Source organism: Actinomadura sp. NPDC048955 (assembly GCF_040649435.1).
GTDB lineage: Bacteria > Actinomycetota > Actinomycetes > Streptosporangiales > Streptosporangiaceae > Spirillospora > Spirillospora luteofluorescens.
The window spans coordinates 14,048-29,154 of the sequence record NZ_JBEZJI010000087.1; the positions used below are offsets into that span (position 1 = coordinate 14,048).

Genomic DNA, 15,107 nt, shown 5'->3' on the forward strand with positions numbered 1-15,107 from the left:
CCCCGCGAGGGGGACCGGGCCTTTCCTCATGGCCGTACGGTCGGGGCTACTCTGTGGAGATGGCCTTGAGGACGTCCATCCGGCCCGCGCGCCACGCCGGCCAGAGGGCCGCCAGCACACCGATGACCGCGGCGACCACCAGGTAGATCCCCAGGGTCGCGTACGGGACGGCGAGGACCCCGAGGCCCTTGTCGGCGAGGGCGTTCTGCAGCGCCGCGCCGAACGCCACCCCGATGCCCATGCCGAGCACGGCGCCGAAGACCGCGATCATGATGGACTCCAGCCGGATCATGCGGCGCAGCTGCCGCCGGGAGATCCCGATCGCGCGCAGCAGCCCGATCTCCCGGGTCCGCTCGATCACCGACAGCGCCAGGGTGTTGATCACCCCGACGGCCGCGATGATGACGGACATCACCAGCAGGATCGTCAGGAACGTCACGAGCCCGTCGACCTGCTTGCGGGCGTCGGCCTTCAGCGACGCCTGGTCGGACACCTTCAGGTTCGGGTAGTCCTTCAGCGCCGACTCCAGCGCGCCCTTCGTCGCCGCCGACGGCGCGGAGGCGTCCACCACGACCGAGGTCACGGCCGGCTTCAGCGTGTGCCGCAGGTGCGCCTGCTGGGAGATGAGGCGGGGACCGATCAGATCGCTCTTGGCGTACACGCCCGCCAGCGTCAGCCGCTCGGTCCGCCCGTCGGTGAACTGCACCGGGACCACGGCCCCGACCTTCCATCCGCGGGCCTTCGCGGTGCCCTCGTCCACCATGATCCCGGCGTCGCCGATGTCGCTGCCACCGGAGGTGATCTTCAGCTTGGCGGCCTTGGCGATCACCGCCGCGTCGCCGGACATGTACCAGGCCTTCTTGCCGTTGATCCTGGCGTCGCCCTCGTAGGTGGGGGACGCGGCGGCGACCCCGGGGGTCGCCCGGACCTTCTGCGCGGCGTCGGCGCTGACGGCGCCCGCGCCCTGCACCTCGACGAGGTAGTCGGCGCCGAACTGCGCGTCGACCTGCTCGTCGATCGAGGCCCGCATGGTCGCGCCCAGCACGTTGACCGTGGTGATCAGCGCCAGCCCGATCATCAGCGCGGCGGCCGTCGCGGCGGTGCGGCGCGGGTTGCGCAGCGCGTTCTGCCGCGCGAGGCGCCCGGGGGAGCCCATCAGCCGCGCGAACGGCGCCCCGAGCACCTTCATCACCGGCACGCTGATCACCGGGGCGAGCATGGCGACGCCGATGAAGACCGCGAACGCGCCCACGCCCACCGGGACCGCCGGGTTGCCGCCGGCCCCGGCGAGGCCGGCGCCGATGAGGCCCGCGCCCACGAGGGTGAGCAGGGAGCCGAGCGCGATCCGGATCCGCAGCGACCGCTGCGGCAGCGCGACGTCGTCGCGCATCGCCGCCACCGGCGGGATCTTCGCGGCGCGGCGGGCCGGGAAGTAGGCCGACACGACCGTCACCACGATGCCCACCGCGTACGACCAGATCACCGGGGTCGCGGTGAAGGTCAGCCCGCCCTGCCCGGCGTCGCCCATCTGGCTCTGCAGCAGGGACGCCAGGCCCGCGCCGGCCGCGAGGCCGAGGGTGGAGCCGACCACGCCGACCGCGACGGCCTCGCCGATCACCGCCCGCGTCACCTGGCCGCGGGCGGCGCCGATGGCGCGCAGCAGCGCCAGCTCGCGGGTGCGCTGCGCGACCAGCATCGAGAACGTGTTGAAGATGATGAACGACCCGACGAAGATCGAGATGAGCGCGAACACGAGGAGGAACGTGCGGAAGAAGCTCATCATCGTCGCGATGTCGCTCTTGGACTCCTCGCGGAGCTTCTCGCCGGTGACGGCCTCCAGGTTCTGCGGCAGCGCCTTGGCGACCCGGTCGCGCAGCTCCGCCTGGGACGGGCCGGTGGAGCCCATCTCGATGTCGCTGAAGTAACCGGGCTTCAGCATCAGCCGCTGCGCGGTCGGGGTGTCGAACCCGGTGAGGGTCGCGCCCATCAGGTTCCCGGCGTCGACCAGCCCGACGATCCGCATGCGGACGGGCGGGCCGGCGGTGATGACCCGGGTGGTGTCGCCGACCGCGAGCTTGCCCTTCTCCGCGGTCTTGGCGTCGATGACGACCTCGTCCGGCCCCCGCGGAGCGCGGCCCGACGCCAGGTCGTAGGTCCCGCCCGTCGACCAGTTCGTTCCGAACTGCGGCGGGCCGTCCTGAGCCGTCCCGACGATCTTCCCGTCCTTGCCGACGACGGCGGCGTACCCGCTGACGTTGCCCTTGGGGTCCTTGACGCCGTCGATGCCCCGCAGGGTCTTCAGCACGGTCGCCGGCACCGGCTGCGCCGCCATCCCGTCGTCGTCGCCCTCGACGACCTTCTTGGCCCGCACGTCGACGGCCACGTTCGTGCCGATCCGGCTGAACAGCTCGTCGAACTGCTTGTTCATGCTGTCGGTGAAGATCAGCGTGCCGGCCACGAACGCGACGCCGAGGATCACCGCGACGGCCGTCAGCACCAGCCTGATCTTGTGCGCCGCGAGGTTGCGGAGCGTGACCTTGCCCATCATCGCGCCGACACCCCGGATCCGGCCGCGTCCGCGGGACGGGTGTCGTGGCCGCCGGCGTCGAAGCCCTTCATGCGCTCCAGCACCCGCTCGGCGGTCGGCTCGGTCATGGTGTCGACGATCTGCCCGTCGGACAGGAACAGCACCTGGTCGGCGTACGCGGCCGCGGACGGGTCGTGGGTGACCATCACGATGGTCTGGCCCATCCGCCGCACCGAGTCGCGCAGGAAGCCGAGGACCTCGGCGCCCGAGCGCGAGTCCAGGTTCCCGGTCGGCTCGTCCGCGAAGATGATCTCCGGGCGGGACGCCAGGGCGCGGGCGCACGCCACCCGCTGCTGCTGCCCGCCCGACAGCTCGGTGGGACGGTGCTTGAGCCGCGGCCGCAGCCCCACCGTGTCGATCACCGAGTCCAGCCACTCCCGGTCGGGCCTGCGGCCCGCGATGTCCATCGGCAGCGTGATGTTCTCCAGCGCGGTCAGGGTCGGCACCAGGTTGAACGCCTGGAAGATGAAGCCGATCTTGTCGCGGCGCAGCCGGGTGAGCTGCTTGTCCTTGAGCCGGGTCAGATCGGTGTCCCCGATGAAGACCGCCCCGGAGTCCACCGAGTCCAGCCCCGCCATGCAGTGCATCAGGGTGGACTTGCCGGATCCGGAGGGGCCCATGATCGCGGTGAACCGGCCGCGGGGAATGCCGACGGTGACCGTGTCGAGCGCGACGACCTGGGCGTCGCCGCGCCCGTACACCTTCGCGATCTGCTGGGTTCGAGCGGCGAAGTCGCCCGCCCCGGGCGCGGGCGCGCCGGCGGTCGATGGGGCGGTGTTCGTCACGTGTACTCCCGTGGGTGAGTGAGCAGGAATGCGTCCGGACCGCGTCGTGCCCCCGGCGATCCGACTCCCAAAACCCTAGAAGTCGAACAAACCGGTTTCCTGGACCCCAGGAACGGACTTGCCCGTCCACCCACGGCAGGAGAAGCCCGCCCTCCGTCGTCCTACCGGAGTAGGCCTCCGATGCCGAAAGCCAGGGGCGCCTCAGGGACCGCCCCTGAGGTCGGCCCCCCGGCCCCGCGCGTCAGCTCTGCCCGGGCCTGCTCAGCCCCGTCTCGTACGCGTACACCACGGCCTGCACGCGGTCCCGCAGGCCGAGCTTGGCCAGGACGTTGCCCACGTGCGTCTTCACCGTCGTCTCGCTCACCACGAGCTCCGCCGCGATCTCGGCGTTGGACTGGCCGCGGGCCACGTGCGACAGCACCTCGCGCTCCCGCTGGGTCAGGGTGTCCAGCCCCGGCGGGGGCGCCGCGTCCCGCACGGCGGGGAGCCGGTTGGCGAACTTGTCCAGCAGGCGCCGCGTCACCGACGGCGCCACGATCGCGTCGCCCTCCGCCACGATCCGGATCGCCTGCACCAGGTCCTCGGGCGGGGAGTCCTTGAGCAGGAACCCGCTGGCGCCCGCCCGGACCGCCTCGATGACGTACTCGTCCAGGTCGAACGTCGTCAGGATCAGCACCCTGGGGTCGTGCGAGGCCGCGCCCTCCCGGATGATCCGGCGGGTCGCCTCGATGCCGTCCACCCCCGGCATCCGGATGTCCATCAGCACCACGTCCGGCAGCAGCGACCGGGTCAGCTCCACCGCCGCCGCGCCGTCCCCGGCCTCCCCGACGACGGCGATGTCGGCCTCCGCCTCCAGGATGAGCCGGAACCCCGTCCGCAGCAGCGGCTGGTCGTCGACGAGCAGCACCCGCACCGTGGTCATCGGGCCGCCACCGCCGGCCGCCGTCCCGGACCGTTCATCGTCGCGCTCCTCGCCTCACCGTGACCGCCGCGTCCGCGGCGCTCCTGCCCAACCTACGGCCTCGCGCGGCTCACGGCTCCAGCGGGAACCGGGCCCGCACGCCGAACCCGCCGCCGACCCTCGGCCCGATCTTCAACTCGCCACCGTACAGCGCGACCCGCTCGTACATGCCGACCAGACCGTGCCCGGGATTGTCCCCGTTGTCGGCCATGAACGTCGCCGTCCCGCGCCCGTCGTCCTCGATCTCCACCGTCAGGTCGCTGTCGCCGTAGTACAGCCGCACCCAGGCGCGCGCCTGCGGCCCCGCGTGCTTCAGCGTGTTCGTCAGCGCCTCCTGGATCAGCCGGAACGCCGCCACGTCCACGCCCGGGGACGGCGGCCGCGCCTCGCCCTCCATCCACAGCTGCACCGACAGGCCCGTCTCCCGGACGTGCTCCAGCAGCTCGCCGAGGTCGCCGAGGCCCGGCTGCGGCGCCAGCTCCCGGCCCGCCCGCTCGGGATCGCGGTCCGTGCGCAGCACGCCGACGATCCGCCGCATCTCGCTCAGCGCGGTCCGCCCGACCTCCTCGATCGTCGACATCGCCTCGCGCGCGCTGCCGGGGTCCCGGTCGATGATCCGCCGCGCGGCGCCCGCCTGCACGGTCATGACGCTCACGTGGTGCGCCACGACGTCGTGCAGCTCCCGCGCGATCCTGGACCGCTCCTCGACCCGCGCGGCCCGCGCGTCGGTGCCGCGGGCACGCTCCAGCCGCGCCGCCCGGTCCTCCAGCTCGGCGAAGTACGCCCGGCGCAGCCGCAGGTTGCGGCCCAGCACCCACACGCCGATCACCAGCGCGCAGTCGGTGATCAGCACCTCCGGTGCCAGCGATATCGGCAGCACCAGCAGGTAGGTGAGGAAGTAGACGAACGCCGTCGCTCCGCCGAGCGCGCTCTGCGCGAGCCCCCGGTGCGCCGCCACGCTGTAGACGGCCACGAGGAACGCCACGACGTCCGGTACCGACGGCGGATACTGCGCCACCGCCATGACCAGCTCGCCACCGATGATGAACAGCAGCACCGGCATCGGATGGCGGCGGCGCCACATCAGCGCCATCGTCACCGCGGCGACCAACAGCCCGGCCCAGATGTCCGGCGGCCGGAAGTGTTCGAATCCGTCGCCGGTGGGCAGCTCCTCCAGGAAGAGCTGCGGCAGCCCCACCGCCAGTACGCCGAGCGCGAGCAACGCGTCGGCCGCCATCGGGCGCGCGTGCAGCCAGGCGCGGACGGCGTGGAGACCACGGATGCGGGGTGACACGACAATCACCCTAGGAGGCCGCGGCAGGTCCTGAGCCCTCCTGAACGCGGATCCGCGGTCCTCCCCAAGGATGACCCGGCCGCTCCGGGGGCACTACTAGAGATCGTCGTGCTCCCGGGCCGCGACCCCCGCGCGCGCGTCCGCGCGCCGTGCCTCCTCCAGATCGGCGGGGGAGGGGCGGTTCACCGGCGCCGCGGGCAGCGGCGGGGGAGTGCCGCCGAACTCCGGGCAGCGCTCCTTGTGGTCGCACCAGTCGCACAGCCGCCCCGCGCGCGCCCGCCACTCGCCGGTCTCCATCGCCCGCCGGATCGCCTGCCACAGCGCCTCCACCTTGCGCTGCGTGGCGCGCAGGTCGGCCTCGTCCGGCTCGTAGCGCAGGATCTCGCCGTTGCCCAGGTACATCAGCTGCAGCAGCCGCGGCACCCGGCCGCGCAGCCGCCACAGCACCAGCGCGTAGAACTTCATCTGGAACAGGGCCCGCGCCTCGAAGTCGGCCCGCGGGGCCGTCCCGGTCTTGTAGTCCACGATCCGCACGTCGCCGCTGGGCGCCACGTCGACGCGGTCGATGTACCCGCGCAGCTTCAGCCCGGAGTCGAGCACCGTCTCCACGAAGAGCTCGCGCTCGGCCGGCTCCAGCCGGCGCGGGTCCTCGAGGGTGAAGTAGCGCTCGACCATCCGCCGCGCCTGCGCCAGCCACTCGGCGTGCTCGGCCTCGCCGTCGGCGCCGTCCTCGAACAGCTCGGCCAGCTCCGGCTCCTCCTCCAGCAGCCGGTCCCACTCCGGCGCCAGCATCTCCAGCGCCGCCGCCGGCGTGCGCGCCCCGGTCGGCAGGTCGAACAGCCGCTCCAGCACCGCGTGCACCAGCGTTCCCCGCACGGCCGCGGCGCTCGGCCGCTCCGGGATCCGGTCGATCACCCGGAACCGGTACAGCAGCGGGCACGTCATGAAATCGCCCGCCCGCGACGGCGACAACGACCCGACCACCACCGCCGCGTCCCCCGCCTCCGGCATGCGCGCGGGCGGCACGGACGCCCCGCCCGCCGCGTCGGTGCCGCCCGCCTCGATACCACCGGCCTCGGTGCTGCCCGCCTCGGTCGTCGTCATGGCACAGCAGCGTAGGTGACACCCCCGACGGAAATCCCGCACCGCCGCCGCGGGCCCGGCGGAGGACCGGCACCCCCGCCGGGGCCGTAGCATCGGGGGCGTGACACACAGCGCGCCCCCGACCGAGGACAGGACCCCGGCCGGCGGCCGCGGTCCCGACGACGACCGCCCCGCACGCCCCGGCCTGCTCATGGGCCGCCTGTTCGGCGTGCCCGTCTACGTCTCGCCCAGCTGGTTCCTGGTCGCGGTCCTCGTCACCGTCATGTTCGAGGGCCAGGTCGACGGCGTCGTCAGCCGCCCGCTGAGCTACCTCGTCGCCTTCACCTACGCCGTCCTGCTCTACGGCTCGGTGTTCGTCCACGAGCTGAGCCACGCCGTCACCGCGCGCGTCTTCGGCCTACCCGTGCGCTCGGTCACCCTGCACATCCTCGGCGGGGAGACCTCCATCGAGCGCGAGGCCCCCACCCCCGGCCGCGAGTTCCTCATCGCGTTCGCCGGGCCGCTGGTGAACCTCGTCCTCGCCGGGATCGGCCTGCTCGTCCACGCCTTCCTCCCCCTGCCCGACGTCGCGCTGCTGCTCGTCGAGGCCCTGACCTTCGCCAACCTCCTGGTCGGGCTGTTCAACCTGCTGCCCGGCCTCCCGCTGGACGGTGGCCGCCTCGTGCGCGCCGTCGTCTGGAAGGTCACCGGACGCAGCCGCAGCGGCGGCGTCTTCGCCGGCTGGGTGGGCCGCGGCGTCGCCATCGCCTGCCTCGTCGCCGGCGCCTACCTGGCCACCTACAACACCGGCGAGGGCGGCGGCATCGGCTGGCTCGCCCTGCTCTGGTCGGCCCTGGTCGCGTCCTTCATCTGGGTCGGCGCCACCCAGTCCATCCGCGCCGAGCGCGTCCGCGACCGCATCCCGCTGCTGTCGGCGCGCCGCCTCGCCCGCCGCGCCACCCTCGTCACCGCGGACGTCCCGCTCGCCGAGGCCGTCCGCCGCGCCCGCGAGGACCACGCGGGCGCCATCGTCATCGCCGACCACGACGGCAGGCCCCTCGGCCTCGTCAGCGAGAAGGCCGTCACCGCGACCCCCGAGCACCGGCGCCCCTGGGTCAGCGCGGGCGACCTGTCGCGGGGCATCGGCGACGGCCTCACCCTGCCCGCCGACCTGTCCGGCGAGGAGCTCGTCGAGGCGCTGCGGCGCGCCCCCGCCTCGGAGTACCTGCTCGTGGAGCCCGACGGAGGCGTCTACGGCGTCCTCGCGGTCGCCGACGTCGACCGCGCCTTCGCCGGCATCTGACCGCCCCCGCGGGCCGCCGCGGCGGCCCGACCTGCCCGCGCGCGCCGCTAGCCTTGAGTTCCATGAGCGAACCCCGACCCGACGGCCCCGCCCCCTCGCCCGGCCGCATCCCGCACGGCCCGTTCCGCCCCGGCGACCAGGTTCAGCTCACCGACCCCAAGGGCCGGATCAACACCATCACCCTCCAGCCCGGCAAGGTCTACCACTCGCACAAGGGCTCGGTGCCCCACGACGAGATGATCGGCAGCCCCGAGGGCAGCGTCTTCCGCTCCAGCGGCGGCACCGAGTACCTGGCCTTCCGCCCGCTGCTCGCCGACTTCACCCTGCGCATGCCGCGCGGCGCCGCCGTCGTCTACCCCAAGGACGCCGCCCAGATCATCGCGATGGCCGATATCTTCCCGGGCGCCCGCGTGGTCGAGGCCGGCGCCGGGTCCGGGGCCCTCAGCTGCTTCCTGCTGCGCGCCGTCGGCGAGCACGGCCTCGTCTCCTCCTACGAGCGCCGGCCCGACTTCGCCGACATCGCCCGCGCCAACGTCGAGAAGTTCTTCGGCGGGCCCCACCCCGCCTGGCGCCTCACCGTCGGCTCCCTGGAGGACGCCCTCGCCGAGACCGACGTCGACCGCGTCGTCCTCGACATGCTCGCGCCCTGGGAGACCCTCGACGCCGTCGCCAAGGCCCTCGTGCCCGGCGGCATGGTCTGCGCCTACATCGCCACCACCACCCAGATGTCGCGGGTCGTCGAGGACCTGCGCTCGCACGGCCGGTTCGCCGAGCCCTACGCCTTCGAGACGATGCTGCGCTCCTGGCACGTCGACGGGCTCGCCGTCCGCCCCGACCACCGCATGGTCGGCCACACCGGCTTCCTCGTCACCGCGCGCCGCCTCGCCGACGGGGTGACCCCGCCCGCCCGGCGCCGCCGTCCAGCGAAGGGCGCCCACCCCGCGCCCGGCGACGCCGCGCCCCCGCCCAGCGGTGCCGAGGCCTGACCTCTCGAGGCCGGGACGTTGAAACGCAACCTAGATCACATTCTGTCCGAGCCTCTTCACCGGACTCGGCAAACGCCGTGCCACGACACGCCCGGGACCTCGAACCCGCAGGTCCAGGCGTCGTAAGCCCACACCCCGCGTCGCCTCCACGGCACCCCTGCCAACCCTCCCGGAAGACCCCCGCACGACACGAACACCGAATGGGCAGGTTACGGAAGCCCTCCAGATAGGTAGGGTCTCAGTAGGTCGTCGGCTCTCTTCGTGAGGAGGTGGCGGGGCGTGGCCGCTCGTGACGATGCTGGGGCGCGCAGGGCGCAGCACGAAAAGGAGGTCAGGGACCTTCAGACGCAGATCTCCTTCCTGGAGGAAGAGATCTCCGTGCTGCGCCGGAAGCTCGCGGAATCCCCGCGCCAAGTACGTGTGCTGGAAGAACGCCTCCATGAGGCACAGGCCAACCTGGCCGCCGTAACCGGTCAGAACGAGCGTCTCGTAGCGACCCTCAAAGAGGCTCGCGAACAGATCGTGGCGCTCAAGGAGGAGGTCGACAGGCTCGCACAACCACCGTCCGGCTTCGGCGTCTTCCTGGACGCGCGAGACGACGGAACGGTCGACATCTTCACCGGCGGGCGCAAGCTGCGCGTGAACGTCAGCCCGGCCGTCGACGTCGACGAACTGCAGCGCGGCCAGGAGGTCATGCTCAACGAGGCCCTCAACGTCGTCGAGGCGCTGAGGTTCGAGGAGCAGGGCGAGGTCGTCATGCTCAAGGAGCTCTTCGACGACGGCGAGCGCGCCCTGGTCATCGCGCACGCCGACGAGGAGCGCGTCGTCAAGCTCGCCGAGCCGCTGCGCGGCGTCCCGCTGCGGGCGGGCGACTCCCTGATGCTCGAGCCGAGGTCCGGCTACGCCTACGAGAAGATCCACAAGGCGGAGGTCGAGGAGCTCGTCCTCGAAGAGGTCCCCGACATCTCCTACAACGAGATCGGCGGCCTCGGATCGCAGATCGAGATGATCCGCGACGCGGTGGAGCTGCCCTACCTGCACGCCGACCTGTTCCGCGAGCACCAGCTGCGGCCGCCCAAGGGCGTGCTGCTCTACGGTCCGCCCGGCTGCGGCAAGACGCTCATCGCCAAGGCCGTCGCGAACTCGCTCGCCAAGCAGGTCGCGGAGAAGACCGGCCAGGAGGGCAAGAGCTTCTTCCTCAACATCAAGGGCCCCGAACTGCTGAACAAGTACGTCGGCGAGACCGAGCGGCACATCCGCCTGGTCTTCCAGCGGGCCCGCGAGAAGGCGTCCGCCGGGACGCCGGTCATCGTGTTCTTCGACGAGATGGACTCCATCTTCCGCACCCGCGGGTCGGGGGTCTCCTCCGACGTCGAGAACACCATCGTCCCTCAGCTGCTCAGCGAGATCGACGGCGTCGAGGGCCTGGAGAACGTCATCGTGATCGGCGCGTCCAACCGCGAGGACATGATCGACCCCGCGATCCTGCGGCCCGGCCGGCTGGACGTCAAGATCAAGATCGAGCGGCCGGACGCCGAGGCCGCCAAGGACATCTTCTCCAAGTACATCCTGGACGGGCTGCCGCTGCACCCCGACGACGTCAAGGAGCACGGCGGCTCCACCGAGGCGACCGTCGAGGCGATGATCCAGCGCACGGTCGAGCGCATGTACACCGAGAGCGAGGAGAACCGCTTCCTGGAGGTCACCTACGCCAACGGGGACAAGGAAGTCCTGTTCTTCAAGGACTTCAACTCCGGCGCGATGATCCAGAACATCGTCGACCGCGCCAAGAAGATGGCCATCAAGCAGTTCCTCGACACCGGCCAGAAGGGCATGCGGGTCAACCACCTGCTGGCCGCCTGTGTCGACGAGTTCAGCGAGAACGAGGACCTGCCCAACACCACCAACCCCGACGACTGGGCCCGCATCTCCGGCAAGAAGGGCGAGCGGATCGTCTACATCCGCACGCTGGTCTCCGGGACCAAGGGCTCCGAGGCCGGACGCTCCATCGACACCGTCGCCAACACCGGCCAGTACCTGTAGCCCCCGACCCAGACGCACACGCGCGGCGGCCCCTGCACACAGGGGCCGCCGCGCGGCGCGCCACGCCACGGGCGCCGCGAACAGCGGGCCCCATGGCTCCACCCTCCCGGCCCCGATAGGCTCGACGATATGAGTGTTCGGCGGGTGATGGGCATCGAGACCGAGTACGGCATCTCCGTACCCGGACAGCCAGGGGCCAACGCGATGGTGACCTCCTCCCAGGTCGTCAACGCCTACCTGGCGGCGTCGGCGGCACGGGCCCGCAGGGCCCGCTGGGACTTCGAGGAGGAGAATCCGCTCCGCGACGCCCGCGGTTTCGACCTCGCCCGCGAGGTCGCCGACCCCACGCAGCTCACCGACGAGGACCTCGGCCTCGCCAACGTCATCCTCACCAACGGGGCCCGGCTGTACGTCGACCACGCGCACCCGGAGTACTCGGCTCCCGAGTGCACCAACCCGCTCGACGCCGTCATCTGGGACAAGGCGGGCGAGCGCGTGATGGCCGACGCGGCGCGGCGCGCCGCGCTCGTCCCCGGCACCCACCCCATCCAGCTCTACAAGAACAACACCGACAACAAGGGCGCCTCCTACGGCTGTCATGAGAACTACCTCATGCGCCGCGAGACGCCCTTCGCCGACATCGTCCGGCACCTCACCCCGTTCTTCGTCTCCCGCCAGGTCGTCTGCGGCGCCGGCCGCGTCGGCATCGGCGTGGACGGCCGCGGCGACGGCTTCCAGATCAGCCAGCGCGCCGACTTCTTCGAGGTCGAGGTGGGGCTGGAGACCACCCTCAAGCGGCCGATCATCAACACCCGCGACGAGCCGCACGCCGACCCCGAGAAGTACCGGCGGCTGCACGTCATCATCGGCGACGCCAACATGGCCGAGCTGTCCACCTACCTCAAGCTGGGCACCACCTCGCTCGTCCTCGCCATGATCGAGGACGGCTTCCTCACCGTCGACCTCTCGGTCGACATGCCGGTCGCCGCGCTCCGGGCGGTCTCCCACGACCCGTCCTGCAAGCATCTGCTCACGCTGCGCGACGGCCGCAAGATGACCGCGGTCCAGCTCCAGATGGAGTACCTGGAGCAGTCGCGCAAGTACGTCGAGGACCGGTTCGGCGCCGACGTGGACGAGATGACCAGGGACGTCCTGGACCGCTGGGAGTCCGTCCTGCACCGCCTCGGCGACGACCCGATGCAGCTGTCCCGCGAGCTCGACTGGGTCGCCAAGCTGTCCCTGCTGGAGGGCTACCGCAGCCGCGACGGCCTGGACTGGTCCCATTCGCGCCTGCAGCTCGTCGACCTGCAGTACACCGACATCCGGCCCGACAAGGGCCTGTACAACCGCCTGGTGGACCGCGGGCGCATCGACCGGGTCGTCACCGAGGAGCAGGTCCAGGCCGCCGTGGAGGACCCGCCGGAGGACACGCGGGCCTACTTCCGGGGCCGCTGCCTCCGCCAGTACGCCGAATCGGTCGCCGCGGCCTCCTGGGACTCGGTCATCTTCGACGTCCCGGGCCGGGAGTCGCTGCAGCGCGTGCCCACTCTGGAGCCCCTGCGGGGCACCAAGCAGCACGTGGGCGCCCTCCTGGACCGCTGCCGCACCGCCGCGGACCTCGTGGCCACCCTGACCGGCCAGAGCTGAGCCCGCGGGCCGTGCCGGGTAACGGGCCGGTTTCGTGGACGGTTTGCCCGTTTCGCTGGGCGGCGGACCGGCGATAACCCGAGCATGCCCCCGGCCCCCGGGCGGAGACGGGAAACGGACCCGAGAGTTCCGCGCACCGTCGAAGATCGGAGATAGGGTCGGAGGCACCGGCAGAGCGGAGGTACGGAATGGCCACGAAGGACACCGGCGGTCAGAAGCAGACCACCCGGCGCACGGAAGAGGTCGAGGAGACCGAGGCCACGACCACCGAGGACGTGCAGGAGCGCCAGGAGAAGCTCACCGACGACGTGGACTCGATCCTGGACGAAATAGACGAGGTGCTGGAAGAGAACGCCGAGGACTTCGTCCGCGCCTATATCCAAAAGGGCGGACAGTGAACCCCAAAGCGGGCGGATCGGCCGCATAGCGAATCGCCGTTTCTCCGGGGCGGAACTCCAACTTGACACGGTAGTGAGGACATGGGTGGGCCGCGGCGGCCCGCCCATGTTCGTGTGTCCGTGCCCGCGCGCCCGGGGCGCGGGCGGGCCGGGTTCGCCGTGGGCTGACCGGACCGGTGATCGGGCGGCATGCGCGCGGGCGACCTTGAACAGTAGGGTCGTAGAGTCCGCGCCGGTGAGATCACCGAGGCCGGCGCAATGGTGGAGGGGAAGGGAGTCGCGTGGCGTCCCACGATTCGCACACCGGACGTCTGCCGGGGTTGTTCGCGAGCCCGGATACGTCGTCGTTCACGGAGTTCCTCGGGGCGTACTCCCCGGAGCTGCTGCCCGGCAGGCGGACGCCGCCGTCCACGCGGGCGGGCGAGGACATCCCGCACGGGACGACGATCGTCGCGGTCGGCTTCCCCGGCGGGGTGGTGATGGCGGGCGACCGGCGGGCGACGGCGGGCAACGTCATCGCGCAGCGCGACATCGAGAAGGTCTTCCGGGCCGACGAGTTCTCCGCGATCGCGATCGCCGGCACGGCCGGGATCGGGATCGAGATGGTCCGCCTGTTCCAGGTGGAGCTGGAGCACTACGAGAAGCGCGAGGGCCGGACGCTGTCGGTCGAGGGCAAGGCGAACCGCCTGGCGACGATGGTGCGGCAGAACCTCGCGATGGCCATGCAGGGCCTGGCGGTGGTGCCGCTGTTCGCGGGCTACGACGAGGAGCGGAACGAGGGGCGGATCTTCTCCTACGACCCGGCGGGCGGCCGCTACGAGGAGCGCGACTTCCACTCGATCGGCTCGGGTTCGGTCTTCGCGCGCGGCGCCCTGAAGAAGCTCTACCGGCCGGACCTGTCGGCGGAGGACGCGGCGCTCGCGTGCGTCCAGTCGCTCTACGACGCGGCCGACGACGACTCGGCGACGGGCGGCCCCGACCTGACCCGCCGGATCTTCCCCGTGGTGGCGTCGGTGACGGCGGACGGGTATCGCCGGCTCGGCGAGGACGAGGTGGGCGCGCTGGCGCAGGCCGTCGTCGACGCACGTTACGACTCGCCGGGCGGCCCGACCGCCCCGCTGCGATAGAAGGGATCCAGACCGGTGTCCATGCCGTTCTACGTGTCGCCCGAACAGCAGATGAAGGACAAGGCGGACTACGCGCGCAAGGGCATCGCGCGCGGCCGCAGTGTCGTGGTGCTGCAGTACGACGACGGCATCCTGTTCGTGGCGGACAACCCGTCGCGGGCGCTGCACAAGATCAGTGAGATCTACGACCGGATCGCGTTCGCGGCGGTGGGGAAGTACAACGAGTTCGAGAACCTGCGGCTCGGTGGCGTCCGCTACGCCGACATCAACGGCTACCAGTACGACCGCCGCGACGTGACGGCGCGGGGCCTGGCGAACGTGTACGCGCAGTCGCTCGGGACGATCTTCACCGAGACCAACAAGCCCTACGAGGTCGAGCTGGTCGTCGCGGAGGTGGGCGACGACGCCGAGACCGACCAGATCTACCGGCTGACGTTCGACGGCTCGGTCGCCGACGAGCACGGCTACGTCGCCATGGGCGGCCAGGCCGAGGCGGTGGCGCAGTCGCTGAAGGACGGCTACCGGGAGGGCTCCGCGCTGGAGGACGCGCTGCGCACGGCGGTGCGGGCGCTGGAGGCCCAGGACTCCGACCGGCATCTGGAGGCGACCTCGCTCGAGGTCGCGGTGCTGGACCGCAATCGTGAGCACCGCCTGTTCAAGCGGCTGTCGGCGGCACGGATCGGGGATCTGCTCTCGGCGGACGACTCCGGGTCCGCCACCTCCGGCGGCGAGGACGCCGGAGATTCCGCCGGCGGGGGCACGGCCTCCTCGTCCGGCGCCGACGAGGACTGACGCGCGGGCGGGCGGGGCGCCGGCCGGCCTCCCGCCCGTTTGGAAGAGCGGCGTGGAGGGGACGAGGGTGCAAAACGGCGTGTAGATGTCGGGGGGCGCCG

At 71.8% G+C, this 15,107-nt stretch carries 12 protein-coding genes; 7 read left to right on the forward strand and 5 right to left on the reverse strand.

The window, feature by feature from the left end:
- Positions 1-46: 46 nt before the first annotated feature.
- From AB0C84_RS42220 to AB0C84_RS42240, 5 genes are all read right to left on the reverse strand, one after another.
- Positions 47-2,548, reverse strand: coding sequence for an FtsX-like permease family protein (locus AB0C84_RS42220; protein ID WP_361077511.1), 2,502 nt, complete (start codon positions 2,546-2,548; stop codon positions 47-49).
- On the reverse strand, positions 2,545-3,372 hold the full coding sequence (locus AB0C84_RS42225; RefSeq protein ID WP_179841732.1) for an ABC transporter ATP-binding protein: 828 nt from the start codon (positions 3,370-3,372) through the stop codon (positions 2,545-2,547). Before AB0C84_RS42225 ends, AB0C84_RS42220 begins: the two co-directional genes overlap by 4 nt.
- 241 nt (positions 3,373-3,613) lie before the next feature.
- Complete coding sequence (locus AB0C84_RS42230) at positions 3,614-4,294, reverse strand: response regulator transcription factor (RefSeq protein WP_258939891.1); 681 nt, start codon at positions 4,292-4,294, stop codon at positions 3,614-3,616.
- 109 nt (positions 4,295-4,403) lie between these two features.
- Positions 4,404-5,627 (reverse strand): sensor histidine kinase, encoded by a 1,224-nt coding sequence (locus AB0C84_RS42235; protein WP_361077515.1) that lies wholly within the window; start codon positions 5,625-5,627, stop codon positions 4,404-4,406.
- A gap of 96 nt (positions 5,628-5,723) precedes the next feature.
- Complete coding sequence (locus AB0C84_RS42240) at positions 5,724-6,638, reverse strand: PD-(D/E)XK nuclease family protein (RefSeq protein ID WP_218905884.1); 915 nt, start codon at positions 6,636-6,638, stop codon at positions 5,724-5,726.
- Between the two features lie 193 nt (positions 6,639-6,831).
- On the opposite strand from AB0C84_RS42240, the gene AB0C84_RS42245 reads away from it, so the two are divergent.
- From AB0C84_RS42245 to prcA, 7 genes are all read left to right on the forward strand, one after another.
- A complete protein-coding gene (locus AB0C84_RS42245) occupies positions 6,832-8,013 on the forward strand; it encodes a site-2 protease family protein (protein WP_258939889.1) in 1,182 nt (393 codons plus the stop codon).
- A gap of 62 nt (positions 8,014-8,075) precedes the next feature.
- Positions 8,076-8,999 carry a tRNA (adenine-N1)-methyltransferase gene (locus AB0C84_RS42250; protein ID WP_361077518.1) on the forward strand — a complete coding sequence of 308 codons (924 nt, stop codon included), beginning with the start codon at positions 8,076-8,078 and terminating at the stop codon, positions 8,997-8,999.
- 279 nt (positions 9,000-9,278) lie between these two features.
- Positions 9,279-11,042: a proteasome ATPase gene (arc, locus tag AB0C84_RS42255; RefSeq protein ID WP_179841727.1), complete on the forward strand. Its 1,764-nt coding sequence runs from the start codon at positions 9,279-9,281 to the stop codon at positions 11,040-11,042.
- A 129-nt stretch (positions 11,043-11,171) separates the two neighbouring features.
- Complete coding sequence (gene dop, locus AB0C84_RS42260; RefSeq protein ID WP_258939886.1) at positions 11,172-12,689, forward strand: depupylase/deamidase Dop; 1,518 nt, start codon at positions 11,172-11,174, stop codon at positions 12,687-12,689.
- Between the two features lie 188 nt (positions 12,690-12,877).
- Positions 12,878-13,087, forward strand: coding sequence for a ubiquitin-like protein Pup (locus AB0C84_RS42265; protein ID WP_021593619.1), 210 nt, complete (start codon positions 12,878-12,880; stop codon positions 13,085-13,087).
- Between the two features lie 281 nt (positions 13,088-13,368).
- The gene (gene prcB, locus AB0C84_RS42270) at positions 13,369-14,214 is read left to right on the forward strand and encodes a proteasome subunit beta (protein WP_361077523.1); all 846 of its coding nucleotides are present in this window, start codon (positions 13,369-13,371) and stop codon (positions 14,212-14,214) included.
- Positions 14,215-14,235: 21 nt separating this feature from the next.
- On the forward strand, positions 14,236-15,006 hold the full coding sequence (gene prcA, locus AB0C84_RS42275) for a proteasome subunit alpha (protein WP_361077529.1): 771 nt from the start codon (positions 14,236-14,238) through the stop codon (positions 15,004-15,006).
- The last annotated feature ends 101 nt before the right edge of the window (positions 15,007-15,107 follow it).

Coding starts and splice junctions, on each gene's coding strand:
- AB0C84_RS42265 (WP_021593619.1), top strand. CDS start 12,878: ATGGCCACGAAGGACACCGGCGGTCAGAAGCAGACCACCCGGCGCACG.
- AB0C84_RS42220 (WP_361077511.1), bottom strand. CDS start 2,548: ATGATGGGCAAGGTCACGCTCCGCAACCTCGCGGCGCACAAGATCAGG.
- dop (WP_258939886.1), top strand. CDS start 11,172: ATGAGTGTTCGGCGGGTGATGGGCATCGAGACCGAGTACGGCATCTCC.
- AB0C84_RS42230 (WP_258939891.1), bottom strand. CDS start 4,294: ATGACCACGGTGCGGGTGCTGCTCGTCGACGACCAGCCGCTGCTGCGG.
- AB0C84_RS42240 (WP_218905884.1), bottom strand. CDS start 6,638: ATGCCGGAGGCGGGGGACGCGGCGGTGGTGGTCGGGTCGTTGTCGCCG.
- AB0C84_RS42250 (WP_361077518.1), top strand. CDS start 8,076: ATGAGCGAACCCCGACCCGACGGCCCCGCCCCCTCGCCCGGCCGCATC.
- prcA (WP_361077529.1), top strand. CDS start 14,236: ATGCCGTTCTACGTGTCGCCCGAACAGCAGATGAAGGACAAGGCGGAC.